Here is a 25,061-nt window from a genome sequence, read left to right as displayed (position 1 = left end):
GTGAACAGTTATCAGTTATCACGGTTTCAGTTGGGGATTTAACCCCGACTGAAACACACCACTTTTAGAAGTGGGGGACTGTGAGTGCCAATTGATTTACAGTTTTTAACTGATAACAGTTGAATATCAATAAAATCAGTATATATCTATTGAGTATATTTTTATTTTATTTTTACCGATTTAGTTCATAAATTTAATTTTTATAAAACAAATTTTTTTCCACAAGGATGCTGATTAATTTAATATTGTGATGATATTTTTTTTGCACGCCAAATTCTGCAATAATATATCTTTAACTTAAAAAGGAGTAGCATATTTTGGCGACTATTAAATGTAGAGATAGAACTTTTTCTAATATACAAGCAATTGTATTTGACAAAAATGGGACTTTAGAAGATTCAGAAAAAGATTTACGTAATTTTGCTCAAAAAGCAGCGCGAATTATAGATGCTCAAATACCTGGTATTGGAGAGCCTTTATTAATGGCATTTGGTGTTAATGGTGATATTTTAGATGCTGCGGGTTTAATGGCTGTAGCAAGCCGTCAGGAAACCGAAATTGCGACAGCAGCTTATATTGCGGAAACGGGAAGAGGTTGGATTGAATCCTTAGAAATAGCTCGTAAAAGTTTAAATGAAGCAGATACATATCTGGGTAATTCTGCTTCCTCATTATTTGCAGGTAGTCTAGAAATATTACAAAAGCTTTCACAAGCGGGATTAAAATTAGGTATTCTTTCAGCCGCAACAACCGCAGAAGTAAATAATTTTGTAGCAATTCATCAACTCGGTGAATATATAAACTTAGAAATGGGAGTAGATGGTAATATTTTTAAACCAGAACCAGCTTTATTTTTGCAAGCTTGTGAAAAATTGGCAGTAGAAGCAAGCTCAACATTAATGGTAGGAGATTCGGTTGGTGATATGCAAATGGCACGGAATGCTCAAGCGGCTGGTTGTATTGGTATTACTTGGATTGGGCGTTCAGATAATGTTCGAGGTGCGGATGTAGTAATTAATAAATTAGATGAAATTCAAGTTGATTAATTACCTACTACTCAGTACAGAGAAGTCGGGTTTCTCAAAGAAATCCGACTTCTGAGTCTACAAATAAGCAGGAGAAACATAGAAAATAATTTCCTAACGTTGTACAACAACTGTAGTTCCAACTGATGCCCAATTGAATAATTTTTTGGCTTGATTAGGTGCTAAATTCACACAACCATGACTAACTGGTGTACCAAAATTATTATGCCAGTATGCCCCATGAATTCCATAACCACCTTGATAATACATTGTGTGGGGAACATCAGGAATGTCGTAACCATCACCTTTCATCCGAGTTTGCTTTAACTTTGTGTAGATATTAAATACACCAATTGGGGTAGGAGTTGACCTTTTTCCTGTAGAAACAGTAACTCCAAAAACAGCTTTATTTCCTTCCCAAGCAATTAATCTTTGTTCTGACAAATCTACTTGAATCCAACGTTTATTGGAATTTTTCAACTGACTAACTTTTTGACTAACCCGCTGCATATTATTTCCTAAAGCTTTATTTGTCGGAAAACTTACAACAGTAGCCGACAATAATATAGCCGCAACAAAAGTTTTAAAATAGCGAATATACTGAGGTGAATTTAGGTTTTCCATAGTAAATATTCTCAAATGTGAGCGTTTTTGTTTATTCTCTTTTTTAGTTGTATTTAATAGCTTATTTCTGTTATAAGCTATGAACATCTCTATTTTTATCTTACTTTATCTTTTGCAGTAGAGTTTCTGTCTGTTGAGTTATTAAATCCCAATCTTCAGATATAACTAGATGTTTAGGGAATAACTCACTACTTAATCCAATTGCGATCGCACCTGAAGAGATAAATTCTGCTGCATTTTCTAAAGTTACTCCCCCGGTAGGAATCAAGGGAATTTGTTTTAAGGGAGCTTGTAAACTTTTGATATATTCAACATTACCTACTGCTTGTATAGGAAATACTTTGACGCAGGTTGCTCCTAAAGTCCAAGCTGTAACAATTTCTGTTGGAGTCAGCGCTCCGGGTATAATTGGTATATTTAAATTTACAGCCGCTGAAATTATTTCTGGGTCAATATGAGGAGTAAACAAGAATTGCGACCCTGCTTGTACTGCTTGCTGCATTTGTTGTAAGTTTAACAGCGTACCCGCGCCAATAATACAATCAGGAATTTCTCTACGTAATTCTACGACTAATTCTGCTGCATTAGGAGTGTTCCAAGTTACTTCAATGAGCTTTATTCCCCCAAATGCAACGGTTAAAGCCATTTGTCGAGCTAAATTTTTTTTATTAGCACGAATTACGGCAATAACGCGATGTTTTTTTAAAAGTGTTAACCAAGAACTTGGGCATGGAAAATTAGGCATTGGACATTGGTAATTAAATATTTAAAATGTTTTATTTAAAGTTATTTTTTCTTGATTTAGATTACATAAATTATTTTTTGATTAAATAAAAAACCTGGAATTATTAATATTAACTCCTGTTTTATTTTCTGCTATTACGGACAAATAAAGCAAAAAATTTGATGTTTTTTTTGGGATTGAGTATATATATATGTATCGCTAATATGATAAAAGCTAAGTAAATAAAGGTAATTAGTCAACATGAATTACAAACAATTTTTGCAAAAAAGCTTTATAACATCGGTTGTTGCAGCAACAGTTATTCTCGGTGGAAGTAATTTAATCCAAACTTCTGCTCAAACCCCAACCATATCAAAATCCCCACAAATTAAACCTACCTTTACCTTAAAAGGACATATATGGGATATCGAAGCTTTAGCTTTTAGCCCCGACGGACAAACCTTAATTAGCGGTAGTTACGACCATACTGTAAAGATGTGGAACCTGACAAATGGTAGACTAATTACTACCCTTGACGGACACAAAGACGGGGTAAACGACGTTGTTATCAGTCCCGACGGACAGCTATTTTTTACTGGGGGAGGAACAGCACAAACCAATACCGATAAAGTAATTAAAGTATGGAGCATGAAAACCAGAAAACTGCTTCGTACCCTCAAAGGACATTCTCAAGGTGTGACTTCCTTAGCAATAACCGCTGACGGTAAAACTCTTGTTAGCGGTAGTTACGACAACACTATTAAACTGTGGAATCCGCAAACAGGTGCATTAATTCGCACTTTAACTGGACATAATAGTCCAGTACGTTCAGTAGCAATTAGTCCCGACGGCAAAACTCTCGCTAGCGGTGGAGGTTCCCTCCAAAGTGATTCCGACAAAACACTTAGATTATGGAACCTGGAAACAGGAAAACTAATTAGTAGTATCGAAGGAAACATCAACCTGATTAGTTTTATCGGCTTTACTCCCGACGGAAAATATTTAGTTAACGCTACAGACCCAAAAATCAACGTTTGGGATTTGAATACTGGAAAACTAGTCAATCGTTTTAGTGTATCAGATATTGAAGGCATTACCTCTGTAACTTTAGGAAACGATAGCAAAACCGTTGTCACTACCACATTAGATGGTGCAGTCACAATGTGGGATTTAAGTATTGGAAAAGCCATTAATACTTTCCTGGAAGCAGAAAACAACCCTCAAAATTACGACCAACTTTATCCTACCAGTACCGCATTTAGTCCCGACGGTAAAACCATTGCCATCGGAAAAGGAGGTGGAGCTTACAATTCAACCTTCCCAATCAGCATTAAAAAAATGCCTTGAGCAGGTTAGAGGTTTGGAGTTAGGAGTTAGGAGTTATGAGTTAGGAGTTAATGATTAAAAGTTAGGAGTTAGTTGTTGTCCACTCTCAACTGATAACTGATAACTGATAACTGTTTACTTTTCATGCTGTTCGTAAGCGGCGACAATCCGCTGTACTAAAGGATGACGTACAACATCTTTTTGAGAAAATTCACAGAATGCGATGCCTTCTACGTGCTTTAAAATTTGAAAAGCTGTTAATAATCCCGATTGTTGCTGTGATGGTAAATCACTTTGCGTCATATCACCCGTTACTACCATACGGGAACGGAAACCCAAACGAGTTAAAAGCATTTTCATCTGTGCTGGTGTCGTATTTTGAGCTTCGTCTACAATTACGAATGCATTATTTAAAGTTCTTCCCCGCATATAAGCTAAAGGTGCAACTTCAATTACTCCTTTTTCGATTAGTGATGGTACTTTGTCCGGATCAATAAATTCGTTGATAGCATCATAAAGTGGACGCAAATAAGGATTAACTTTCTGTTGTAAATCTCCCGGTAAAAAACCGAGTTTTTCACCTGCTTCTACCGCTGGACGAGTTAATATAAGTTTCTCATACTTATTATCAAGCAGCGCTTGCACGGCAACGACGACTGCTAAAAATGTTTTACCAGTACCAGCCGGGCCAATACAAAATGTTAAATCACGCTTGCGTATTGCTTCAATATACTGTCGCTGACGAAAGGTTTTAGCGCGAATTTGTTCACCACGACGAGTTTTAGCAAGTACATCCTTTTGCAATGTTTGCAGTTCATCTTCTCGATGAGTATCGAGGGCTTGACGCGCAGTTAAGATATCGGCCAGAGATAATATATTACCATTCGTCCAAATATCTTCTAAAGATTTTACCAACCGACGAACCAAATCGATTTGTTTTTCAGTGCCACTAACGTATAATTCTTGTCCTCGTAGTACTATTGTGGCTCCAGTTTGTCGCGATAGGGTTTTGAGATTTTCTTCCTCATTTCCCGCTAACGCCATAGCACTTGGGATATCTGGTAATTCTATTGTTATGGCATCTGCCATAGTGTTTATTCTTAGTAAGCAGTAAATATTAACAAAATGAACACAAATGCTCCGATGGGGAGACGAATCTTATTTGTTGTTTCCTATCAGCCATAGGGCTGATAGCGAATCCAACAAGAAACAATAAATATCAATAAATATTGTTTCAATCAAATACGAGTACGGGGTTGGGTGAAATTTCTGTTTCCGTCACCACGTCTTATTTTAGGTTTGGGCATCGGTAATTCTCGATTCTGTTCTTCGTTATTGGTAGTCGATACAGGTGCATCTTCCCGACTTTCATTACTACCGTAAATGTCTAGGTGTGCCGATTGTCCGGCGGCTTGAGCAGCAGTAGAAATCACCGTGCGAATAGCCTGAATATTGCGTCCTCCACGACCAAAAACTTTACCTTTATCTGCACTATCAAAGGCAATGCGAATCCAAACTCGTTTACTGCTACCAGAAATTTCGCAATCAACGCTTAAAGATTCTGGAGACTCCAAAAACGGCTGAATCAAGAATTTTACTAAACCAATGTAATCGGGAGTTATACGGGGGTTCGTTTCTCCTGCGTTATGAGGATACAGCTTCTGCACGGACTTGTTCAAAAACATTATTTTTTGTTAAAATGCGACGCACGGTGTCAGTTGGTTGAGCGCCCTGTTGTAACCGCTTCACAATGCCGGGAACGTCTAATTTTACTTCATTGGTTCTAGGATTATAAAAACCCAATTCTTCAAGGGGAAGACCATCACGACGAGAAAGGTTATTGATGGCAATTATCCGGTAACTAGCTTCTCGTTTTTTGCCAAATCGCTTGAGGCGGAGTTTAATCATGATTAAGAAGTTATGCTCCTAATTTTAATGGTGTTGGTTGACAACTACTAGTTGGCGATAAATCTATTTAACATTATGGAAGCATTTTACCTAAAAGGCTAATGCTCTTTATCGCAGGAAGATAAAAATTTCCCACAAGTAGCAAATGCTAATTTTAGCACTCACACGGCAGGAAGCGCTATTGTATGAGGTCAAAGGTTAGAGGTTAGAGGTTAAAGGTTAAGGGTTAAAGGTTAAAGGGTACCAAAACCTTTTTTCTTTTTTTCTTTTTTCGGTTTCTTTTTACCGCCAGCACCACCGGGATAACCCCGCCATCCTGGTGCAGCTTGATTACCGGCAGCCATTGGATTGCCGCCCATACCGTCAAACATTCCTCCCATTCCGGGAAAGTTGCCTTGACCCATTTGCTGCATCATACTCCGCATTCGCTGAAAATCACTGACTAATTTGCTGATATCTTTCTCTTTAAAACCACTTCCAGTTGCAATCCGTCGCCGACGACTGGGAGAACTTGCCAATAAATCAGGATTTTTGCGTTCTTCCTGAGTCATGGACTTAATCATCGCTTCGCAGCGCTTCAGCTGAGATTGTCCTTGTTCGAGTTGTTCGTTAGAAATTTTACCCATCCCTGGAATCATCTTCATGATACCTCCGAGGGAACCCATATTTTTCAACAAACGCAGCTGTTTGAGAAAGTCGGTAAAATCAAACTTCGCCGACAGCATTTTCTCTGTCATTTTTTCAGCATCGGCGAGGTCAAATTCTTCCTGGGCTTTTTCTACAAGGGTTAATACATCCCCCATCCCCAAAATTCGCGATGCCATTCTTTCGGGATAAAAGGGCTGTAGCGCTTCTACTTTTTCGCCCACACCAACAAATTTAATCGGCGCACCGGAAATTCTTCTTACCGACAGTGCTGCACCACCACGGCTATCACCGTCTAATTTGGTGAGAATTGCACCAGTAATACCAATTTGTTCGTGAAAGGTACGAGTCAAATTTGCTGCTTCTTGACCAGTCATCGCGTCTACTACCAGCAGCGTTTCATCGGGTTGGACGGTTTGTTTTACCTGGGCTAACTCCGCCATCATGTCTTCGTCAATTTGCAGACGACCGGCGGTATCAATAATTACGGTATCAATTCCTTCTGCCCTAGCCCGTTCCACCCCCAGACGGGCAATCTCAACTGGATTTGCGTCGCTTCCCAGTTCAAATACCGGCACGTCAATTTGTTGACCTAAAGTTATCAATTGGTCGATGGCAGCGGGACGGTAAACGTCTGTAGCAACCATCAAACAACTGCGTTCTAATTTTCTCAAGTGTAAGGCTAACTTAGCGGTTGCCGTGGTTTTACCAGTACCCTGTAAACCAGCCATCAACACAACTGTAGGCGCAACTTCGGCTTGTACGAGGGGAACGTTGGTTTCCCCCATGACTCTTACCAATTCGTCGTTAACTATTTTGATAAACTGTTGATCGGGACGTACTCCACTTAAAACTTCAGCCCCTTGTGCTTTGGCTTCTACTTCGCTAATAAATTCTTTGACTACTTGCAGGTTGACATCCGCTTCTAATAAGGCACGGCGTACTTCTCGCAGAGCTTCCTGAATATTGGATTGAGAAATCTTATCTTGTCCCCGGAGCTTTTTCCAGGTAGATTCTAAACGGTCGGCTAGTGCATCAAACATAATTCAATTTCTATTAGTCAGCAAGCATATTAACGCGCTATATAACAGCTTAATAGTTTTTAATTGATAAACGCACTTCTATTCCTCCAATGCGGGTAAAACTGGGTAATGGCTAATGGGTAATTGGTAATGGGTAATGGGTAATGGGTAATGGGTAATTGGTAATGGGTAATGGGTAATGGGTAATGGGTAATGGGTAATTAAATCCGTGTAATCAGTGTAATCCCTTTTAATCCGTGTTCAAAGCCGCTACACAATGATATCTTTTGTACTTGCGATCGCAAAAGTACAAAAATATAATTTAAATAATTAAATAATTCAATAATTAAATAATCAAACATTTCTTGCATATAATACAATTATGTATGTAATATCAACTATTGTTATTGACAATTAAATCACAATTAATTTTTATTTAAAGATACTTATTAACTATGAATACAACTAACTCGAAAAAAAATCATTTATCGGAATCTTTTAAAGATAGATTATATTTCGCATTCCAATTAATAGCTGTAGTTCTCACAAGTTATATATTTCTTTCATTGATAATTACGAATAAATCATCATTTTTATTAATTGGTATCAGTTTAGGTATTGGGTTGATTTTTATTGTTGGAAATATCTTGTTGAGTAAACAAAATGATTATTTAAAAAATCAAATTCCTAATACCGCTGATAATGTCGAAACTGAAGAAGAAGATAATATCCAAGAAAAAATCCTGAGTCAAATTACTCAAGGGAACAATATTAGCAGTTTAAACTTGATTTTCGCTGACTTAAAAGAGGTTAATTTAATTGGTGTTAATCTCAATAATATATATTTGAGCGGTGTTGAATTGAGCGGTGCTAATTTAACAGATGCCCAGTTAGTAGGAGTTGACTTGAGTGAAGCTAAGTTAGTAAATGCTCAGTTAGTAAATGCTCAGTTATTAGGTGCTAACCTCAACAGCATTAAGTTAACAGGTGCTAATCTAAATAACGCTAATTTAAAAGATGCTAACCTCAGTACAGCTGAGCTTAATCATGCTTGCTTAATCAATGCCATATTAATCAGTGCAAACCTCAGTGATGCTAAATTACTAAATGCTAACTTAACTAATGCCCAACTTCATAAAGCTTATCTGTGGAATGCTAATCTTAATAATGCTCAGTTAGTCAATGCCGATTTAACTTGCGCCTATATGAATAATGTCAAACTTAATAATGCTAACTTAACTCGCGCTAATCTCAAAGATGCTCAATTATGTACAGCTAAACTAAAAGATGCCAATCTAGAATCAGTTAATTTAAATCATGCTCAGTTAGATAATGCTAATTTGAAAAATGCCAATTTGAGCGAAGCTTGTTTAGAGAAAGCTAATTTACAAAATAGCAACCTTGAAAATGCCAATCTATATAATACTGATTTAAGAAAAGCAAATTTGACCAATACTAATTTGATTCATGCAAAAGTTGAAAATGCTCGCTTTGGAGATAATATAGGCATTAACGATGATGTCAAATTATACTTAAAGCGACATGGTGCAATTTTTGAACATGAATAGTTAGGTCATTTTTACGACACTAAAGTAATTAGGTTAGAAAAAGCTTCAGTTGCATCGGCTATGACTTTGCTTTGAAAAACAAATTCGCTATAGTCTGCCAAGTTATCTAAACCGACTACATTCAAGAGAACTTCAGTAGTTACCCATGCAGAAGTTTCAACTAATAGTTTCCGCCATTTTACTCTCATAATTTTCGCTTCCTTGCGAAATATATCAGTTTTTAATTAATTATTAATAAATGTAAATTATTTTAACGATTGATTTCAATACCTGAATTACAGAAGTGATGTAGTAATTTTACTTCTATAGAAGATGGAAATTACTCATTGACACGTTAACTGTTCCACAGCATCGGCTTGTGTTGGTAAAGCTGCGGTTAAAACTTCTGCTTCTGTATCAGTAACTAAAACGTCATCTTCGATGCGGATTCCTCGGACATCTGAAAAATCAGTTAAACGTTCCCAATTTACAGATGTTTTGTAGTTTTCGCGCACTTGAGTGTTATTAATAATTGCCGGTACTTGATAAAAACCAGGTTCAATTGTTACCAACATTCCTGTACGTAAAGGTCGATTGAGACGCAAGTAACCCAAACCAAAACGACTGCTTCTTTCTCTTCCGGTTTCGTATCCCGCTAAATCTCCCAAATCTTCCATATCATGTACATCTAAACCCAATAAATGGCCGATTCCGTGGGGGAAAAACAACGCATGAGCATCTATATCTACTAATTCTTCGGGTGAACCTTGCAAAATACCTAAATTTACCAAACCTTCAGCAATAACTCTACAAGCACAAAGATGAATCTCTTCATATTCCACACCGGGACGTATTTTGTCAATGCAGGCATCATGTGCTGCTAAAACTATGTCATAAATATCTCTTTGGGTAGATGACATTTTCCCGTTCACAGCCCATGTGCGAGTCACATCCGCAGCCCAACCCGTGGAAGTTTCGGCACCAACATCAGCAAGTAGTAAGTGATTCGGTTGCAGGGTGTTTCCATAATGTTCGTTATGCAATACTTCCCCGCGCACTGTGACGATACTGTTATAAGATGTAGTCATATTATGAGCGATGATAACAGCCTCCATCGCTGCTCTTACTTGTGCTTCAATTTTTGCTGTGGATGTCGCTGCCATACCGGCTTTGTGGGCTTCTACAGTCACACTTACAGCTTTGCGTATTTCAGTCAAAGCAGCTTGATCATGGGTAAGACGCAATTCAACAATCGCTTTAGCTAATTCTAAGTCGATATTTTCCGGCGCACGTTGGGGTAAAATCCATCTATCTAATAATTGGGATTGTTGAGTCCAAGAAGCTGCATCTTGTACGGCAATTGTTGCCACACCTTGTAAATGGAATTCCAACTCTATGATTGGGTAAGCTTCATCCGCGCCAATTTGTTCTGCAATGCGATCGCGATTTGGCATTTCTCCATGCCACAAAGCGCTACTTGCTGCGGGATCATCCATGAATAATTGCATCTTACCTGCTTCTAAGCGAATCGCCGCATTTTGCAAAGGTAATCCGGCAAAATAGAGAAAATGACTACTAGAACGATGTGGAAAAATATTTGCAGCAAAGTTACGCGCACTAGGGCTTCCAGACCATAAAACTGCCGGAAAGTCAATTAATTTGGCTAATTTTTCTCGTCTTTGACGTAAAATATCTGCAAGAGAATTTGAATGGGGCATGGGTAATGGGTAATTGGTAATGGGATAATTATTTAACTGATAACTGTTAATTAATAATTAATAATTAATAACTAATAACTAATAACTGCAATGTTTTCTAAAACTAAAATTAGTGGGTTCAAAGAGAGTAATTTTCCGATTGAGGAACTGCCGGGGCTGAGCCAAGATGAAATTGATAATTTAAAGAATTGCAATGTTACAAATACTTTAGCTTTGATCGAACAAGGAAAAAATGTAGAAGAAAAATTGATGTTGGCACAGAAGTTGCAGGTTCATGTACAGTATGTGAATAAATGGGTTGCTCTAGCCGATTTAGCCAGGATTCCCAGTGTGGGAACCCAGTATTGTGGATTGTTGCTTCATGCTGGTATTGCTTCGGTGATGCAGTTAGTAACTACTCCTCCTCATCGACTACATAAACAAGTTTTGCGTCTGCAAGTTGCAACCCTACAGCGACGAGATTTATGTCCTGCGATCGAACAAGTGCAACAATGGGTTGAGCAAGCTAAATTAATTCATCATGTTAGTTGACAGTTGACAGTTGACAACCATTAACTCATAACTCCTAACTCCTAATTCCTAACTCCTAATTCCTAACTCATAACTCCTAACTCCGGTAGTACTAACTCCTCATTCCTTTTCCAATACCCCATTGAGAAATATATCCGCTAATCCTTCTGCCATTTTTTGTTTTTCTTGGGGGGAAGCGTTGGGTTCCATGAGAGTTTCATGGGAAAAGCCTGCGACGGCAAACATTCCTAAGAATACTTGAGCGACAAGTTTCGCATCTGTCTTACGATAGATTCCTTTGTCCATTGCTGCTTGAAAGAAAGCTTCGGCAACATGAGTCATTTTATCAATGACTTCCTTTTGAATGCGATCGCGCAAGTCGGGATGAAATTGGGCTTCCATGAAACAAACTTTCATCATGTCGGCGTTTTTTTGTAAATTCCACATCCGACGACGCATGACTTGGGCTACTGCTTTGTAGCTGCCCATTTCGCTTAATTCGGTGAGTAAATCGGTAAGAATATCTACCCAGCCAGCGGTTGCAACTTCAACTAAGATTGCTTTTTTATTGGAAAAATGACGGAATAGAGTTCCTTCCGCAACACCTGCTGCTTGTGCTAAATCGCGGGTAGTAGTACCGTCGAACCCTTGGGAAGCAAACAATTTTTGTGCTGCTTGCAAAATGCGATCGCGTGTTTGTGTTTCTGGGGGAGGGGATTTAAAAGCTCGCATAAATAATAATATCAGGTATAGTGAGTGCGCCGGAACTGCATTTGTAGCATTATTGTCTAACGTTAAGTACAACAAGTACCAAATCCTTAATATAAGATTAATGCCTGAAGGTTACTGAGAACACAGATAGACCCGAATTCCGGGAAAATCAACAGAAGCGGTACTCTTGTCAAGTTAAAGTTTAGAAGGATAATTATGGGAAAAATCTCACGTCGGCTAGTCGCAATACTTTTAACGTTAGTTTTCTACTGTTCATTTTTGCCGGGGGTTGCATTTGCTCAAACTCCCACACCCACACCATCATCCAATGATCAAACTTCGATTCAACCTTATTTAGATCGGGTTGTTGAAAATTTAACGGAGTTTAAGTTAGATAATGGCATGAAGTTCATTGTTTTACGACGACCTCAAGCCCCAATTGTTTCTTTTGTCACTTATGCTGATGTGGGTGGTGTTGATGAACCTGTGGGTAAGACTGGTGTAGCACACTTTCTAGAGCATTTAGCTTTTAAAGGTACTGATAAAATTGGTACTAAAAATTACGCTCAAGAAAAGGTGTTGCTGGATAGAATAGATAAATTAGCAGCCCAAATTCAACAAGCGCAAACAGCCGGAGAAAAAGATCGAGTTGCTCAACTCCAAGCTCAATTTCAAAAATTGGAAGCTCAAGCTGCTAAAATTGTCAATCAAAATGAATTAGGCAGAATTGTTGAACAAGCGGGGGGAGTGGGTTTAAATGCCACTACTTCTAGCGAAGCTACCAAATATTTTTACAGCTTTCCTGCGAATAAGTTAGAACTGTGGATGTCTTTGGAGTCGGAACGTTTTCTCAATCCTGAATTACGACGGGAATTTTACAAGGAAAAAGATGTAATTCTAGAAGAAAGACGAATGCGGGTAGATAACTCACCCATCGGACAAATGATTGAAAAGTTCAACGACACAGCTTTTCAACAACATCCTTACAAACGTCCAGTAATTGGTTATGACGAAGATATCCGCAATTTGACGACGCAAGACGTACAGCAGTTTTTTGATACCCATTACGTACCCAGCAATCTCACAATTGCCGTAGTCGGAGATGTTAACCCTGCTGAAGTCAAGAAAATGGCAGAAGCTTATTTTGGACGTTACGAAGCCAAACCCAAAGCAGAATCAAAGCTTCCCGTAGAGCCAAAGCAAACTCAACAACGAGAATTTACCTTAAATCTACCTTCTCAACCTTGGTATCTAGAAGGTTATCATCGTCCCAGTCTTAACCATCCAGACAATGCAGTTTATGACATTATCACTGGTTTGCTCAGCGATGGACGTACTTCCCGGTTGTACACATCTTTGGTAGAAAAGCAGCAATTGGCACTTACCGCTCAAGGATTTAGTGGATTTCCCGGAGATAAATATCCTAACTTAATGTTGTTCTACGCTTTAACTGCACCGGGACACACCGTTGATGAAGTAGCGGCAGCCCTAGGAGAACAAATTGAAGCTTTGAAAACACAGCCAGTTTCCGCTCAAGAATTGGAACGAGTTAAAACCAACGCTCGTGCGGGATTATTACGTTCTCTCGATTCTAATATGGGCATGGCGCAACAATTATTAGAATATGAAATCAAAACTGGTTCTTGGAAGAATTTATTTGCACAGTTAGAAAAAATTCAAGCTGTAACTGCACAAGATGTAATGCGTGTAGCGAAACAGACTTTCACCGCAGAAAATCGCACCGTTGGTAAGTTATTACCCAAGGGGTAATGGGTAATGGGTAATGGGTAATGGGTGATCAGGGAAATAATTAATTTTGATAGACACGCTACGCTAATACTTTCAAATCTTAACTTCAATTACCAATTCCCAATTCCCTATTCCCTATTCCCTATTCCCAATTCCCAATTCCCTATTCCCTATTCCCTAGAAGAAAAATGAAAATCAAAAGGTACAAAAAGAAAGTGAAAAGATTGCTTTACTCGTTACTGGTTTGTTTTGCTTTTGTATTGGTAAGTTTTAACCTTTCTGGTGCGATGGCTCAGCAAGTAGCACCACAACGTAATTATACGCCGAAGCATTACACAGATTTGGAATTTAAGCCGGTAGGAGAAATCAAGTTACCCAAATACGAACGGTACCAGCTTAAAAACGGCATGATAGTTTATTTAATGGAGAATCATGAGTTACCGTTGGTAAATGGTAGGGCTTTAATTCATACTGGTTCTCGTTTTGAACCACCAACAGAAGTTGGTTTGGCTGAGTTAACTGGTACTGTAATGCGTACTGGAGGAACTCAACAACATCCTCCCGATAAACTTAACCAAATGTTGGAACAGCGTGCGGCTTCGGTAGAAACTGGTATTGATGAAACTTCTGGTAGTGCTGGTTTTGAAGCTCTCAGCGAAGATTTAGATACGGTTTTTGGACTGTTTGCGGAAGTCTTACAGCAACCGGCTTTTGTGGAAAGTCAGTTGGAGTTGGCAAAAACCCAGATGAAGGGTGGTATTGCTCGTCGGAATGATAGTCCCGATGAAATTGCCCAACGAGAATTTCAAAAGCTGATTTACGGTACAAATAGTCCTTATGCTCGTATCCCCGAATATGCAACCCTGGATAATATTACTCGCGCTGATTTGGTAAAGTTTTACCAGCAGTATTATTATCCCAACAATATGATTTTGGGAATTGAAGGGGATTTTGATTCTGCCAAAATGAAAGCTTTGATTGAGCAAACATTGGGTAAATGGAAAGCGAATCCGCAGTTCAAGAAACCTCAATTACCCCAAGTTTCTCAAGCTAAAACAGGTGGTGTCTTCTTTATTAACCAACCACAATTAACTCAAAGTAATGTACTTATCGGACATATCGGTGGTAAATTTGCTAATCCCGACTATCCCGAATTGGATGTGATGAATAACATCATGAACGGATTCGGTGGAAGATTGTTTAATGAAGTGCGATCGCGACAAGGTTTAGCATATTCTGTATACGGTTATTGGAGTCCCCGCTTTGATTATCCAGGAATGTTTATTTCTGGGGGACAAACACGTTCTGATGCTACAGTACAATTTGTCAAAGCTATCCAACAAGAAATCAAGCAGATTCAAACTCAACCTGTAACTCCTCAAGAATTAGCTTTTGCGAAAGATTCTACTTTGAATTCTTTTGTATTCAATTTCCAAGACCCTGCTCAAACTTTATCACGTTTGATGCGCTACGAATATTACGGTTATCCGGAAAATTTCTTGTTTACCTATCAAAAAGAGGTGGAAAACACCACAGCGGCAGATGTACAACGAGTTGCAAAAGAACATCTGAAGCCAGAAAATTTAGTTTTTCTAGTGGTAGGAAATCAAACCGCGATTAATCCACCGCTTACACAACTTGCATCCCAGATAACGCCTATAGATATTACCATTCCTGGTACATCTAAACCCCAAGCGAACAACTAATCATTGACATCTATCTCCCCTCTGTTTCAAAGAGGGGTAGAAGCTAATGTCTATTGGTACTGTGTTATGGCTCACTATTTTTCCGAATTATCCGAAATATCTGTATAAATTTTAAGCTCTATTCATCATTGCTTTACCAAATAGCTATGATTATATTTTAGTATTAATACGTAAATAATTAATTATGGTTTACAGTATACTTAGTCTCAAGTCTGGCAATTTTACGGAGTTGCAATAATACTTTTGTAAAAGAATTTATTTTTTGATTTTTTTACAAAAGCAACTACCGTAATCCTTGCTATGTGATTTGTGAATACAATTAATTTGTTTCTGATTTTAGTGAATCTCCCAACTTAAAGGAGATGACAGCAGGAATTAAATAAATATTGTTATATTCACAAATGATTTAGGAGTAGGATATATCCGCTATTTACACCAGAGCAAACACGTCTTTTTTTTTACTTCTGAAAAAAATTAGACTATCTGTACTTGCTGACTTTTTACACCATCGGGTGAATTTGTCAAATTTGTAGTGCCAAAAATTTTCTACACCTAAAAGCATGAAAAAACACTTAAAAATACTGAAACGTTGTTTATTAGTAATCACACCAATTTTAGCTAGCACTATAGTAGGTACTGCACCTAGTAAAGCTGCTACTTTTGCTTTTTCTGAGGGAAATTTAGTTTTTACAGGTTTTAGTCAAAACCCATCAAATGTTGCAACTGATACAGATACAAATACTTTGATCATCGGTGAAGGGGGTATGGTTCAAGCAACTGCTGAAGCTGAAGCAATTTTTTTAATTGAACCCTCTGTAGCATTTAATTCATCTTTGAGTACAGTTTTTGGTGAAAATCGAAATTATTTAGGACTTGCTGAAAGTGAAGCTTCAGTTATCGGAAACTTCAATATAGATGCAAATACAACTTTTTCTTTTGATTTTTTCAGTAATTTAGAACTTGCTACATCTATAGATAATCCTTCTATAGAAAATGCTAGAGCAAGTGGAGATATATCTTTTGCACTTATTGATCTTAAAAATGATGATATCTTAGAATTTTTTAGCCTTGTAGGAAATATCACCACAGAAGGAGATGATGATTTTGTGGCGTTACAACAAAGTGATAATGTTATTCTAAGTGGAATATCTGGTGCGCCTGGTTTTGGTGGTTTGCAAGAATTTCTCACGGTATCTATTGAAGGTTCCTTGGAGCGTTTTTTTACTGATGAAACAGATGTAGCTTTAGTAGAAGTTAAGCGAAATCGAGCGCAAGTTCAAGCAGTACCCGAATCTTCAACTAGTCTCGCTTTAATCCTATCCGGTGGTGTTATCGGTGTGGTTTTGAAACGTAGACGACGTAATTAAACTATCTTGATGTCTGCCTAAACTAAGTAGAGTTTGAGCAATAGCATTAGATATCGGTAAACCTGGGTTTTTTTCTAACCAGAAAAATTCTCCTACTGGATTAACTTCTAGAAATACATGGCGATTATCAGGTGTGAAAATAATATCAATTGCACCATAATGTAAACCGAAGTAATTCATTAGTTGCAACAGCTTTTTCTCAACGTCTTCAGGTAATTTATAAGCCTCCCAAGCGTTGAGTAAAGCAATTCCCTCCCGTCGCCAATCATAACGAGCATGATGTAAAATTTGGGAATCAACTGCTGCTGTAAACACTTGTTTTCCCACGATAGTTGTTCTTAATTCTAATGCTTTGGGAACTTTTTCTTGAAAAGTCATCGGACACAAATTGAGTCCATCGAGATTTTCTAAATCCTCCGATGATACTGAATTAGTAAAAACAACGTTTTCTTGTCCTTTTTGATCGTAAATAGCAAAAGAAGACAGCATTTTTGCAACGATACCCCCAACGCAATCTTGAGCAAATTTTTTGACTGCTTGGGGATTATTTGTAGTTAAAGTGCGAGGAGTTTCTAAACCAACTTCTCGCGCTACTTGCAGTTGCAATTGCTTATTTTCTGCTAAACGAATATTTGATACCCTATCGAGATGAAAAGCCCTAATACTTGCTATGGCACCTTGAATAGTAGCTCGACATTCACCAATTGAGGCTTGTCTAAGTTGCTTATCTAAGGTTTTAGGAATCCTTGCTCCGATGGCAATTCGACGATACCAGACTGCCGACACTTGATTAAAATCAAGTTGCTTGTTATCTGAAGTTAGTATTACTTGCTCGCATTCAGAATTATGATCACAAATATCTAACTTTATTTCAGTCGGAAATTTATCCGTGTCAAAACGAAAGGTTTTTCCTCCTTGAGACTCAATTGCTTTGATTACCAGAGGAATGCTTTCGTTATCTTGACTATGAGTAATTATTAAAACAGTCATTCAATTTTAGATTTTCAATAATAAAATTCATCAAGTAGCAAACAAAATATTTTTAACTGCCAACTGTTAATGTGCAGCTTAACTCATAACTCCTAACTCCTAACTCCTAACTCCTAATGTTTCTCCGAGCAATGTATTTGCGATCGCGATACTAATGGGATAGTCTAAATCTCGTTCTAACATTCCCCATTCTCCGGTAGGATTAACTTCCAGAAATATGTATTCTCCCGATGGTGTCTCAATAAAATCTAAAGCTCCAAACGTTAGCCCAAAACGTGCCATGAAAGCTTTTATACGAGAAATGACTTCCGTAGGTAATTCATGAACTTCCCAAGTACAATCTTTTGCAGAAGCGCGTCGCCAGTCAATCGTAGAATCTGCGTAACTAGAAGCATTTAAAGCTCCAACAAATAGACTCCCATCTACATACACTACCCGCAATTCCCGTAACTTGGGTATTTGCTCTTGAAAAACCATTGGGCTATGACGTAGTGTCTCAATATCTAGTAAGTCTTCTTCTTTGACTTGGCTCGTATAAAAAAAGAAGGGAGAGCCTTTCATACTGTAAGAAATAGGAGTTAACAGTTTAGCAATCATTTTTCCTCCTACATCATGGAAAAACTCCCGCACCTCTTCGGGGTTATTAGTAACAAGAGTCAATGGAATAACCAAGCCAACTTCCTTAGCCACCCGCAATTGACGCAACTTGTTTTCCGCTGCTAAAATCCGCTGTAAATTATCTACCCAACGTACTTCCCTAAGACTATCCCAAAAAGCATTTAAAGCTGCCATTGCTTCTCTAATGCAGGCAGTTTGAAATTGTGGAGCTAAATCCTCGCTTATTTGGGGCTGCCAAATACGACGCATCCAAACAGCTTGAACTTCTTCGGTGTTGATATAGCGATCGCCATACTTAAAACTGTGAATACTATGGCAATTGCTCAAACGCGCCTCCATTTGCACCTGCAAAGGAAACTTATCTGTATCAAGACGAAATGGTTGTACACCTCGTTTTGATAAGGCTTCTGCAACTCTATCTACTGTATAAAAATCACCACTGTGAGTGATTAATAAAACAACATCGCGGGATGGGTACATGAAATATCTCAATTGTGCTTGGATTATCCTTTGTGCAGCGAAGGCAGAATTAATGCAAACGCTCGGAATCAAAGCTAAAATCATCATCACCGTCTGATGGGTACTTGTGCGTCATTGCCTCATCAGCATCAGATGGATATTTCTTAGTGAAACCACCACCAGAACCAATATCATCGATATCACGATGTTTGTTAGTAACTATTGGATGAGTGGGGCTACTATCTTCATTATCAGATGGATATTTTAAAGTATATGCTATATCTTCACTGGGAGGAGATATATATCTAATACCTCCTTGTACTTGATCCATTTCTTCTTCTGACACCTCTGTGAGAAATTGTCCTTCTAAATAACGAGCGAAGAATGGTACAGAAGATGATTTTTTTTCAAAATTATCATTATTAGACATATGTAACTCCTGAAATAAATTGCTGTGTTTAATGGGAGTATCCCAAATTTTTAACTTTGTAGTGCGAGCATCTTGCTCGCACTACCAAATATTTTTCAACAATTGGGATGATCCCGTTTTTAATAGCCGTTTTTCGGAAAAATTGTAATTTACACAGTAGCGACTAACTCGTCATAGGTAAAAATTGTATTTCCATTACCAAAATTAAATTGTTCAAAGTTCTGAGTACTCATAATTATCCCATCGCGCTCAAAGTTAACTTCGTTGTTATTACTAGCGCCCAAACTGATATTAAAGTCATCTATCTTCAAAAAACCAAGACTAAGAATATCAAAACCTTTTCCACCATTTACTGTAGCGTTACCGAAACCTTCAACAAAGTCTTTACCGTCACCCATATTTATATTCACACCACCACCAAAACTAGAGGCTTCTACTTTATCGGCTCCATCACCTGTTTCAATAGTGCCACCAAAAATACCATAAGATTCAAGCCCCGTAGCATCAGCTTGTATAGTATCGCTTCCCTTACCTGTCTGAATAGTGCCATTAGTGTTTTCGATCGCGATCGCCTTATCAGCACCATTAGCAGTAGCTCTGATAGTATCGGCTCCCTCACCTGTGTCAATAATACCTTTACTATTATCAATGGCGATCGCCTTGTCTTGAGATTTAGCAACAGCTTCAGCAACAGCTAGGGCTAAAGCTTGATTTTCGGGAGTAGCAGCACTGAAAGCGGAAGTTGAAGCTTCTGCGAAAGTAGCAGAATCAGAAGTAGCAGTTGCAGTAATAGTGTCTTTACCTTTAGCAGTAAAAAGTTCACCTCCACTGTTATTCAAACCAGTGGCAATGATAGTTGCATTCGCTAAACTTTGAGCAATTGCTGCTGCGAAAGCTGTGAGACTTTCATCCATAGGGGCTTGAGCGATACCTTTGACGATAGCTGTTGCATCTGCTGTGGCTGTAGCAACTGCTGCAACAGAACTTTCGTTTTCTGCATCAACGCTGTCATTCCCTTTGCCAGTGTTAATTTTACCGGAATTATTTATTCCATTCGCAATCGCATTAATATCAATGTTGGCAAAAGTTGCGGCGATGGCATTAGTATCTAAGTCATCAGCATAAGCTATAGCCTCAGACACCGTTTGGGCGACAGCAGCAATTTTTGCTGTTGCAGTACCTCTAACGATATCACGTCCTTTATTTGTACTAATACTTCCTTTATTGTCAATTCCACTGATATTAATATTTGTTTTATCACTTAAATCTGCTGCGGAAATAGCACCAGCGTTTTTTGCCCCAGCTTCTGCAATTACCTCTAAACCGAAACCACTATTTATAGAGTTATTACCAATAATTTCATCGGCACCTTGCAATGTCTTAACATCAGAACCTGCGGGATTGAAAATTCCATTATCTGAATTAGCTTTATCGGCTTTGTTGGTAAATTTAACTGTGCTTAAGTCTAAAGGTGCCATTAAATTCTCCTTTTAATTTTACTATTAGGACTTACCCAACTGGCATATTTTCTAGGGTGCTGTGACACTTATAATATCCGGCGGTTTAAACCGCTACTACAAAAACAAAGTCCACCTGCGTGGACTAATTAGTTTAGAACCCGCCTTACGGCGGGTGCCGGTTTGTGTAGCCGCGACTTATAGTCGCCAGGTAAAGTATTAAATTAGACTATTCCCTATCCAAAGGAAATGTTAAATTAAATGTTGGCACGGGTACTTATCTACTCAACTTTTAGAAGAACTAGAACTAGATGATGAAGAACTACTAGAATTGCTGCTAGAAGAAACGTTAACACTAACGCTTTGACTAACTTGAGTATTATTATCACCTGATGCTTTCGCTACACTTTTCGCTTCGGAAATCACTTTACCATCAGGGGATACTATTCTTTTGGTTATAACTCGATATTCACTCATAATTAATTATCTAAAATTATCTGACTTTTGATTATTTTTTTGTAAATAGAGAAAATTAGCTGCTAAATATTGCAGCTAAAAATTGTTCAGATAATAACCTGTTATAGAGAAGGGTTAATATTTCTATATCTCTATTCTAGAGGTTTACCAGAGCTAGCCTTGGCGAAAGATGCCTCATATATACCACCGTTACTGAAATTACCTTTTACAACACCACTTTCTATGGTGCTATTTTCAGTTCCCATTAACATCATCATTCCAGAACTATCAGTTTCTGGATCGTACAATTCCTGCATTTCGTAACCATCTTTTTGTAAGGGTTGTCCCCAAGGCTGGAGCCGAGAAAAGAGAGCATTTAAAAAACGATTTCCTGAAGAAGTTAACAACCCACCTTGCACTTGATTATCATCCAGAAACTCTGTTTGACAAAAACTGAGGTCAGTTATTTCTAATCTACTCATGATGCACCATTTTGAAATCAATAGACAATCAATTGAATTGCTGAAAGTTGCGAACAGCTTTCAGCAATTTTGATTATTCAAAAATTAACTTTCTAGTTAATAGCAAACTTGGAATCATGCTATTAACCAAAAATCAATTTTCTAGTTAGCAGCAGACTTGGAGTCAGAGTAAGACTGAGAGTTATAGCTGTCAGCATAAGTAACTGTCAAGGTTTCGCTGAAGCTATCATCACCATATGCATCAGCAAAAGCTTCAGCATCAGCTAAATTACCTTTTACTACTGCTTTAGAATAAACATCTTTAAAGACATCTAGTCTGTTCTTTACATCAGTGTCTACTTTCTTTTCAAATTTGAAGTCAGGCTGAGAGTAATAGTAACCACCACCTAAAACTTCAGTTCCTTCAACAGCTTCGATGTGGTTTAAATCAAAAATATTCATGAGATTCTCCTGGGAATTAATTAATCTTTTCTGGAAATGTGTGTAAGCAATTTGTTTCTTTCGCTTACATTTATAACTATATATTCTTAATTCAAAAAAGTCAACTTATTTATCCTGTTTTTTGATAAATATTCTTGATGTATATTCAAGAAAATCTCTAATTTTTGCTTATATAAAAACCTCGATAATACTTATTATTTGTAGACAGCAAAAATTGAGCAAAATTTGTTATTTTTGCTCGATATTTTAACCTAATTAAGCTGCTTGATCTGAGTTAGGTAATCTGTCTTTAATTAATGTTTTCTAAGAAAATAAGCTATATAAGCTTGATTTAGAATTGATTAAGAAATCAACTTCTTATGATTAACTTTATAGTTTACAGTTATTTATCGTAAAAAGCTGGCTTCTAAAATTATCATCAAGCTTAACTATAAAAACCGAATTTAGATTTAAAAAAAACATAAATTTTACGTAGGTAAAATTTGTTTGTGTAGCAGCAGTTTCAACCGCAAATTCCTCACTAAATTTCTCACAAATTATTCAGAATTGCTATATGATGAGCGTTGATTTTTCAGCCAATTCATATAAAGTATTTACCCCTGCATGACTAAATCTGGTGATACTTGATTTTCAACATTAGAATCAAATGAAGTTGTAATTGACCTTTGTTTGATTTGTTGTTTTAACCAACCATTGAATAAATCGGTAACAATTTGCTCGCGTAACTGCTCATTCAATTCAGGTTGAATAATTTCCTCCACCCAAATTAGATAAATACCTTTCGGAGTCATAATTGGCTTAAGAACTTGCGGTGGAGTAGCAGCAAAAACACTACTGGCAATTTCCGGACGAAAATCTTTACGTCGTCGAACTCCTTGATATCCACAAGCACGACGTAACTCTGGATTTGGGATGTACTCACGAGCAATTTCTGGGAACGTTAATTCATTTTCTTCGAGAGCGTAAAACAGTTCCAAAGCCAAATCATAATCATCAAAAACGACTTCATAGGTAACAGCTTTCACGAAATCGAGTTGATTAGGATAAAATATTGCTTCGACTTTATCGGTAAACAGATGATGTGCCACCTTTTTAGAAAGCACGGTGTGATGGACTAATTCTTCAAACTCATCAATAGAAAGATGATGAGTTTTCAACCAAGCCCAAGTATCAGTAGCTTTAACAAGTTTTTTCGCAAACCTGAGCCTGTCTCCTTCTTGTTGTAATTCATCCTCCTCGACGGTAATACCTTCCTTGGAAGCAGTATCAGCAATAATTTTTCGAGTCGCTATTCCTTCGATGACATTAGGAATTTGACAAGACATTTTCAGATAATGAATAACCTCTGTAGGTGATATGGATAGAATATTTGACATAGTTGGTTAATAGTGGTTAGTTGATGGTTGATAGCTGGGAATTGGTAATTGTTTAATTAATAACTCCTAACTCCTCACTCCCGTACAGACGTAGCACTGCTACGTCTCTACAACAACTCCTAACTCTCTTTAAACTTCCAATCCTCCTTTTTGCAATTTCTTGAATGGATCTAAAAGAAAATCAATCAAGCGTCGCTGACGAATAATTACTTCAGCCTGTGCTGTCTGCCCCGGAGTTAAGGGAATACGTCGATCGCCATTTTCGATATAGGGTTTATCAAGTGCGATTTTTAATTCATAAGTTTCTGTACCACCAGGGGCTGTTGATTCAACTTTCGAGTCTGGAGAAATCCAGCTAACCTTTCCTGGTAAAATTCCATATTCTTGGAAAGGGTAAGCATCAAACTTGACTTTTACCGGCATTCCTGTTTTGAGGAAACCAGTGTCTTTGACTAGCATCGTAGCTCTGAGAACAAAACCGCTATTTTCGGGGGCAATTCTGGCGATTCTTTGTCCGGGTTGTAACACTTCTCCCGGTTTGGATACAGGTAACTCAAAAACTATGCCATCAATTGGCGATCGCACTATTCGCTGTTGCATTTGAATATTGAGGGAAGTAATCTCGCTTCTGGTTTGAGCGATTTCGGATTTTGTGGAATTGATTTGTCTTTGTAAGTCTTTGAGTTGTTCTTGAGTCCTTAACAAAGCGAGTTTCCCGGCATTAACTACACTTTGATAACTGCTAGTTTGTTCTTGTAAACGCAGTTTGGCTTGTTCAATATCAGATTTAAACTGATTCATTGTTGTCTGATAACGATTTGTTTCTTCAGCTAAACGCAGTTGGGCTTGCTTGATATCCGATTCTGTTCTTTCGTAAAGTCGTTTACTTTCCTGCTGTTCCTTTCTGAGTCCGTCAATTTGGGCAGCAGAGACTGCACCATCTGTTAAAAGTTTGCTATAACGCTCTACTTGTTTTTTATCTATATCCAAACGAGCCTCTGCCGATTTGCGTTCGTTAAGAACAGTTTGAATCTGCTGCTCAGCTTGATTAACTAATGATTGTTTTTCTAAGTTTTGCAAATTATAAATACTTTCTTTGGCATTCAAATCCTGAATAGCTTGATTAACCTGGGCTTTTTTCTCCAAAGCTTGAGACTGGTTTTGTTGCTCTTGAGTGTTAAGCGTCAACTGGATTTGATTTTTGAGTAATTCTAATTGCGATACCTGATTTTCCAGCCCGGAAAGTTTTTCTTTTGTCCGTTCTAACTCAGGTTTAACTGTATCGTTATCTAGTTCTAAAAGAATTTGTCCGACTCTGACTTGATCTCCTTCTTTAACTTGAACAGCGCTAACTTTACCACCAGCTACACTATCTAATTTACGGATTGTTCCTAAAGGTTCTATCCTTCCTCTAGCGCTACCAGTTTCATCAACAGTAGAAACCATCGACCAAGGTATTGCAACAGCGATAATACCAACAAAAACATAGAGTAAAGAACGACTCCAAACTTTTGGTAAGGCATCGAGTAATTCTTCCGTACCATAATGTAAGTTTTCGGCATCTTCCGCAACCGCTGACGACGGTTGTATCTCCGTAATTTCCTCATGCAACGGCGGAGTGTAAGCCAGAGACGATGAATTGTGTTGTGTGTGCGGCATAATCAGTGAACAGTTATCAGTGAACAGTTATCAGTTACCAGTTACTACCACCGGAGTTGTTGTAGAGACGTAGCAGTGCTACGTCTGTACGGGAGTTAGTACCACCGGAGT

Annotated in this window: 25 protein-coding genes; 7 read left to right on the top strand and 18 right to left on the bottom strand. The window is 37.9% G+C overall.

Annotated features, from left to right (window positions below; all coding sequences use genetic code 11):
- Positions 1-317: 317 nt before the first annotated feature.
- On the top strand, positions 318-1,046 hold the full coding sequence (locus tag IQ247_RS11035) for an HAD family hydrolase (protein WP_193919845.1): 729 nt from the start codon (positions 318-320) through the stop codon (positions 1,044-1,046).
- A gap of 93 nt (positions 1,047-1,139) precedes the next feature.
- Here the strand turns inward: IQ247_RS11035 and IQ247_RS11030 are convergent, their stop codons facing one another.
- Both IQ247_RS11030 and IQ247_RS11025 read right to left on the bottom strand, forming a co-directional pair.
- On the bottom strand, positions 1,140-1,649 hold the full coding sequence (locus IQ247_RS11030; RefSeq protein WP_193919843.1) for a L,D-transpeptidase: 510 nt from the start codon (positions 1,647-1,649) through the stop codon (positions 1,140-1,142).
- Between the two features lie 100 nt (positions 1,650-1,749).
- Positions 1,750-2,394, bottom strand: coding sequence for a bifunctional 4-hydroxy-2-oxoglutarate aldolase/2-dehydro-3-deoxy-phosphogluconate aldolase (locus tag IQ247_RS11025; protein ID WP_193919841.1), 645 nt, complete (start codon positions 2,392-2,394; stop codon positions 1,750-1,752).
- 240 nt (positions 2,395-2,634) lie between these two features.
- Here IQ247_RS11025 and IQ247_RS11020 point away from each other — a divergent pair, with 240 nt between their 5' ends.
- A complete protein-coding gene (locus IQ247_RS11020) occupies positions 2,635-3,720 on the top strand; it encodes a WD40 repeat domain-containing protein (RefSeq protein WP_193919839.1) in 1,086 nt (361 codons plus the stop codon).
- 114 nt (positions 3,721-3,834) lie between these two features.
- On the opposite strand, the gene IQ247_RS11015 is transcribed toward IQ247_RS11020, so the two are convergent.
- The 4 genes from IQ247_RS11015 to ffh form a co-directional block, all read right to left on the bottom strand.
- Positions 3,835-4,788 (bottom strand): PhoH family protein, encoded by a 954-nt coding sequence (locus IQ247_RS11015; RefSeq protein ID WP_193919837.1) that lies wholly within the window; start codon positions 4,786-4,788, stop codon positions 3,835-3,837.
- Positions 4,789-4,937: 149 nt separating this feature from the next.
- Positions 4,938-5,384 carry a KH domain-containing protein gene (locus IQ247_RS11010; protein ID WP_193919835.1) on the bottom strand — a complete coding sequence of 149 codons (447 nt, stop codon included), beginning with the start codon at positions 5,382-5,384 and terminating at the stop codon, positions 4,938-4,940.
- Positions 5,344-5,607, bottom strand: coding sequence for a 30S ribosomal protein S16 (gene rpsP, locus IQ247_RS11005; protein WP_193919833.1), 264 nt, complete (start codon positions 5,605-5,607; stop codon positions 5,344-5,346). Before rpsP ends, IQ247_RS11010 begins: the two co-directional genes overlap by 41 nt.
- Before the next feature lie 233 nt (positions 5,608-5,840).
- Positions 5,841-7,295 (bottom strand): signal recognition particle protein, encoded by a 1,455-nt coding sequence (gene ffh, locus IQ247_RS11000; RefSeq protein ID WP_193919831.1) that lies wholly within the window; start codon positions 7,293-7,295, stop codon positions 5,841-5,843.
- 434 nt (positions 7,296-7,729) lie between these two features.
- Here ffh and IQ247_RS10995 point away from each other — a divergent pair, with 434 nt between their 5' ends.
- Positions 7,730-8,842, top strand: a complete 1,113-nt coding sequence (locus IQ247_RS10995) for a pentapeptide repeat-containing protein (protein WP_193919829.1) — start codon at positions 7,730-7,732, stop codon at positions 8,840-8,842.
- Positions 8,843-8,853: 11 nt separating this feature from the next.
- On the opposite strand, the gene IQ247_RS10990 is transcribed toward IQ247_RS10995, so the two are convergent.
- Both IQ247_RS10990 and IQ247_RS10985 read right to left on the bottom strand, forming a co-directional pair.
- A complete protein-coding gene (locus IQ247_RS10990; protein ID WP_193919828.1) occupies positions 8,854-9,030 on the bottom strand; it encodes a hypothetical protein in 177 nt (58 codons plus the stop codon).
- Positions 9,031-9,165: 135 nt separating this feature from the next.
- On the bottom strand, positions 9,166-10,539 hold the full coding sequence (locus IQ247_RS10985) for an aminopeptidase P family protein (protein WP_193919826.1): 1,374 nt from the start codon (positions 10,537-10,539) through the stop codon (positions 9,166-9,168).
- Positions 10,540-10,629: 90 nt separating this feature from the next.
- Between IQ247_RS10985 and IQ247_RS10980 the strand changes: the two genes are divergently transcribed.
- The gene (locus IQ247_RS10980) at positions 10,630-11,070 is read left to right on the top strand and encodes a DUF4332 domain-containing protein (RefSeq protein WP_193919824.1); all 441 of its coding nucleotides are present in this window, start codon (positions 10,630-10,632) and stop codon (positions 11,068-11,070) included.
- Positions 11,071-11,169: 99 nt separating this feature from the next.
- On the opposite strand, the gene IQ247_RS10975 is transcribed toward IQ247_RS10980, so the two are convergent.
- On the bottom strand, positions 11,170-11,781 hold the full coding sequence (locus IQ247_RS10975; RefSeq protein WP_193919822.1) for a TetR/AcrR family transcriptional regulator: 612 nt from the start codon (positions 11,779-11,781) through the stop codon (positions 11,170-11,172).
- Positions 11,782-11,976: 195 nt separating this feature from the next.
- Between IQ247_RS10975 and IQ247_RS10970 the strand changes: the two genes are divergently transcribed.
- The 3 genes from IQ247_RS10970 to IQ247_RS10960 all read left to right on the top strand — a co-directional run bounded on the left by IQ247_RS10970 (position 11,977) and on the right by IQ247_RS10960 (position 16,582).
- Positions 11,977-13,530 (top strand): M16 family metallopeptidase, encoded by a 1,554-nt coding sequence (locus IQ247_RS10970; RefSeq protein WP_193919820.1) that lies wholly within the window; start codon positions 11,977-11,979, stop codon positions 13,528-13,530.
- A gap of 167 nt (positions 13,531-13,697) precedes the next feature.
- Positions 13,698-15,215, top strand: a complete 1,518-nt coding sequence (locus IQ247_RS10965; protein ID WP_193919818.1) for a M16 family metallopeptidase — start codon at positions 13,698-13,700, stop codon at positions 15,213-15,215.
- Positions 15,216-15,775: 560 nt separating this feature from the next.
- Positions 15,776-16,582, top strand: coding sequence for a PEP-CTERM sorting domain-containing protein (locus tag IQ247_RS10960; RefSeq protein WP_193919816.1), 807 nt, complete (start codon positions 15,776-15,778; stop codon positions 16,580-16,582).
- Here IQ247_RS10960 and IQ247_RS10955 read toward each other — a convergent pair.
- From IQ247_RS10955 to IQ247_RS10915, 9 genes are all read right to left on the bottom strand, one after another.
- Entirely contained in the window at positions 16,532-17,572 is a 1,041-nt protein-coding gene (locus IQ247_RS10955; RefSeq protein WP_193919814.1) for an MvdD family ATP-grasp ribosomal peptide maturase, read from the bottom strand. The genes IQ247_RS10960 and IQ247_RS10955 overlap by 51 nt on opposite strands.
- Before the next feature lie 99 nt (positions 17,573-17,671).
- A complete protein-coding gene (locus IQ247_RS10950; RefSeq protein WP_193919812.1) occupies positions 17,672-18,670 on the bottom strand; it encodes an MvdC family ATP-grasp ribosomal peptide maturase in 999 nt (332 codons plus the stop codon).
- A gap of 49 nt (positions 18,671-18,719) precedes the next feature.
- Positions 18,720-19,079: a microviridin/marinostatin family tricyclic proteinase inhibitor gene (locus tag IQ247_RS10945; protein ID WP_193919810.1), complete on the bottom strand. Its 360-nt coding sequence runs from the start codon at positions 19,077-19,079 to the stop codon at positions 18,720-18,722.
- Positions 19,080-19,228: 149 nt separating this feature from the next.
- The gene (locus IQ247_RS10940) at positions 19,229-20,557 is read right to left on the bottom strand and encodes a hypothetical protein (protein ID WP_228059648.1); all 1,329 of its coding nucleotides are present in this window, start codon (positions 20,555-20,557) and stop codon (positions 19,229-19,231) included.
- Between the two features lie 264 nt (positions 20,558-20,821).
- Positions 20,822-21,013 carry a hypothetical protein gene (locus IQ247_RS10935; protein WP_193919808.1) on the bottom strand — a complete coding sequence of 64 codons (192 nt, stop codon included), beginning with the start codon at positions 21,011-21,013 and terminating at the stop codon, positions 20,822-20,824.
- 131 nt (positions 21,014-21,144) lie between these two features.
- Positions 21,145-21,474, bottom strand: a complete 330-nt coding sequence (locus tag IQ247_RS10930) for a hypothetical protein (protein WP_193919806.1) — start codon at positions 21,472-21,474, stop codon at positions 21,145-21,147.
- A gap of 141 nt (positions 21,475-21,615) precedes the next feature.
- Positions 21,616-21,915 carry a hypothetical protein gene (locus IQ247_RS10925; protein ID WP_193919804.1) on the bottom strand — a complete coding sequence of 100 codons (300 nt, stop codon included), beginning with the start codon at positions 21,913-21,915 and terminating at the stop codon, positions 21,616-21,618.
- 593 nt (positions 21,916-22,508) lie between these two features.
- Positions 22,509-23,291: a peptidylprolyl isomerase gene (locus tag IQ247_RS10920; RefSeq protein ID WP_193919802.1), complete on the bottom strand. Its 783-nt coding sequence runs from the start codon at positions 23,289-23,291 to the stop codon at positions 22,509-22,511.
- A 129-nt stretch (positions 23,292-23,420) separates the two neighbouring features.
- Positions 23,421-24,950 carry a beta-barrel domain-containing protein gene (locus tag IQ247_RS10915; protein WP_193919800.1) on the bottom strand — a complete coding sequence of 510 codons (1,530 nt, stop codon included), beginning with the start codon at positions 24,948-24,950 and terminating at the stop codon, positions 23,421-23,423.
- Positions 24,951-25,061: the final 111 nt, after the last annotated feature.

Source organism: Plectonema cf. radiosum LEGE 06105, assembly GCF_015207665.1.
Lineage (GTDB): Bacteria > Cyanobacteriota > Cyanobacteriia > Cyanobacteriales > Nostocaceae > Rivularia > Rivularia radiosa_A.
Note: the sequence above shows the minus strand (reverse complement) of the source record. Positions and strands in the feature narration are given on the sequence as shown.

What these genes read in the sequence shown, in the direction of transcription:
- IQ247_RS10965 (WP_193919818.1), top strand. Translation starts at nt 13,698, where the DNA reads ATGAAAATCAAAAGGTACAAAAAGAAAGTGAAAAGATTGCTTTACTCG.
- IQ247_RS10960 (WP_193919816.1), top strand. Translation starts at nt 15,776, where the DNA reads ATGAAAAAACACTTAAAAATACTGAAACGTTGTTTATTAGTAATCACA.
- IQ247_RS10945 (WP_193919810.1), bottom strand. Translation starts at nt 19,079, where the DNA reads ATGTCTAATAATGATAATTTTGAAAAAAAATCATCTTCTGTACCATTC.
- IQ247_RS10950 (WP_193919812.1), bottom strand. Translation starts at nt 18,670, where the DNA reads ATGTACCCATCCCGCGATGTTGTTTTATTAATCACTCACAGTGGTGAT.
- rpsP (WP_193919833.1), bottom strand. Translation starts at nt 5,607, where the DNA reads ATGATTAAACTCCGCCTCAAGCGATTTGGCAAAAAACGAGAAGCTAGT.
- IQ247_RS10940 (WP_228059648.1), bottom strand. Translation starts at nt 20,557, where the DNA reads ATGGCACCTTTAGACTTAAGCACAGTTAAATTTACCAACAAAGCCGAT.
- IQ247_RS10915 (WP_193919800.1), bottom strand. Translation starts at nt 24,950, where the DNA reads ATGCCGCACACACAACACAATTCATCGTCTCTGGCTTACACTCCGCCG.
- IQ247_RS10975 (WP_193919822.1), bottom strand. Translation starts at nt 11,781, where the DNA reads ATGCGAGCTTTTAAATCCCCTCCCCCAGAAACACAAACACGCGATCGC.
- IQ247_RS11010 (WP_193919835.1), bottom strand. Translation starts at nt 5,384, where the DNA reads ATGTTTTTGAACAAGTCCGTGCAGAAGCTGTATCCTCATAACGCAGGA.
- IQ247_RS10925 (WP_193919804.1), bottom strand. Translation starts at nt 21,915, where the DNA reads ATGAATATTTTTGATTTAAACCACATCGAAGCTGTTGAAGGAACTGAA.
- IQ247_RS10930 (WP_193919806.1), bottom strand. Translation starts at nt 21,474, where the DNA reads ATGAGTAGATTAGAAATAACTGACCTCAGTTTTTGTCAAACAGAGTTT.
- IQ247_RS11015 (WP_193919837.1), bottom strand. Translation starts at nt 4,788, where the DNA reads ATGGCAGATGCCATAACAATAGAATTACCAGATATCCCAAGTGCTATG.
- IQ247_RS10970 (WP_193919820.1), top strand. Translation starts at nt 11,977, where the DNA reads ATGGGAAAAATCTCACGTCGGCTAGTCGCAATACTTTTAACGTTAGTT.
- IQ247_RS10955 (WP_193919814.1), bottom strand. Translation starts at nt 17,572, where the DNA reads ATGACTGTTTTAATAATTACTCATAGTCAAGATAACGAAAGCATTCCT.
- IQ247_RS10980 (WP_193919824.1), top strand. Translation starts at nt 10,630, where the DNA reads ATGTTTTCTAAAACTAAAATTAGTGGGTTCAAAGAGAGTAATTTTCCG.
- IQ247_RS10995 (WP_193919829.1), top strand. Translation starts at nt 7,730, where the DNA reads ATGAATACAACTAACTCGAAAAAAAATCATTTATCGGAATCTTTTAAA.
- IQ247_RS11025 (WP_193919841.1), bottom strand. Translation starts at nt 2,394, where the DNA reads ATGCCTAATTTTCCATGCCCAAGTTCTTGGTTAACACTTTTAAAAAAA.
- IQ247_RS11020 (WP_193919839.1), top strand. Translation starts at nt 2,635, where the DNA reads ATGAATTACAAACAATTTTTGCAAAAAAGCTTTATAACATCGGTTGTT.
- IQ247_RS10985 (WP_193919826.1), bottom strand. Translation starts at nt 10,539, where the DNA reads ATGCCCCATTCAAATTCTCTTGCAGATATTTTACGTCAAAGACGAGAA.
- IQ247_RS10990 (WP_193919828.1), bottom strand. Translation starts at nt 9,030, where the DNA reads ATGAGAGTAAAATGGCGGAAACTATTAGTTGAAACTTCTGCATGGGTA.
- ffh (WP_193919831.1), bottom strand. Translation starts at nt 7,295, where the DNA reads ATGTTTGATGCACTAGCCGACCGTTTAGAATCTACCTGGAAAAAGCTC.
- IQ247_RS10935 (WP_193919808.1), bottom strand. Translation starts at nt 21,013, where the DNA reads ATGAGTGAATATCGAGTTATAACCAAAAGAATAGTATCCCCTGATGGT.
- IQ247_RS11030 (WP_193919843.1), bottom strand. Translation starts at nt 1,649, where the DNA reads ATGGAAAACCTAAATTCACCTCAGTATATTCGCTATTTTAAAACTTTT.
- IQ247_RS10920 (WP_193919802.1), bottom strand. Translation starts at nt 23,291, where the DNA reads ATGTCAAATATTCTATCCATATCACCTACAGAGGTTATTCATTATCTG.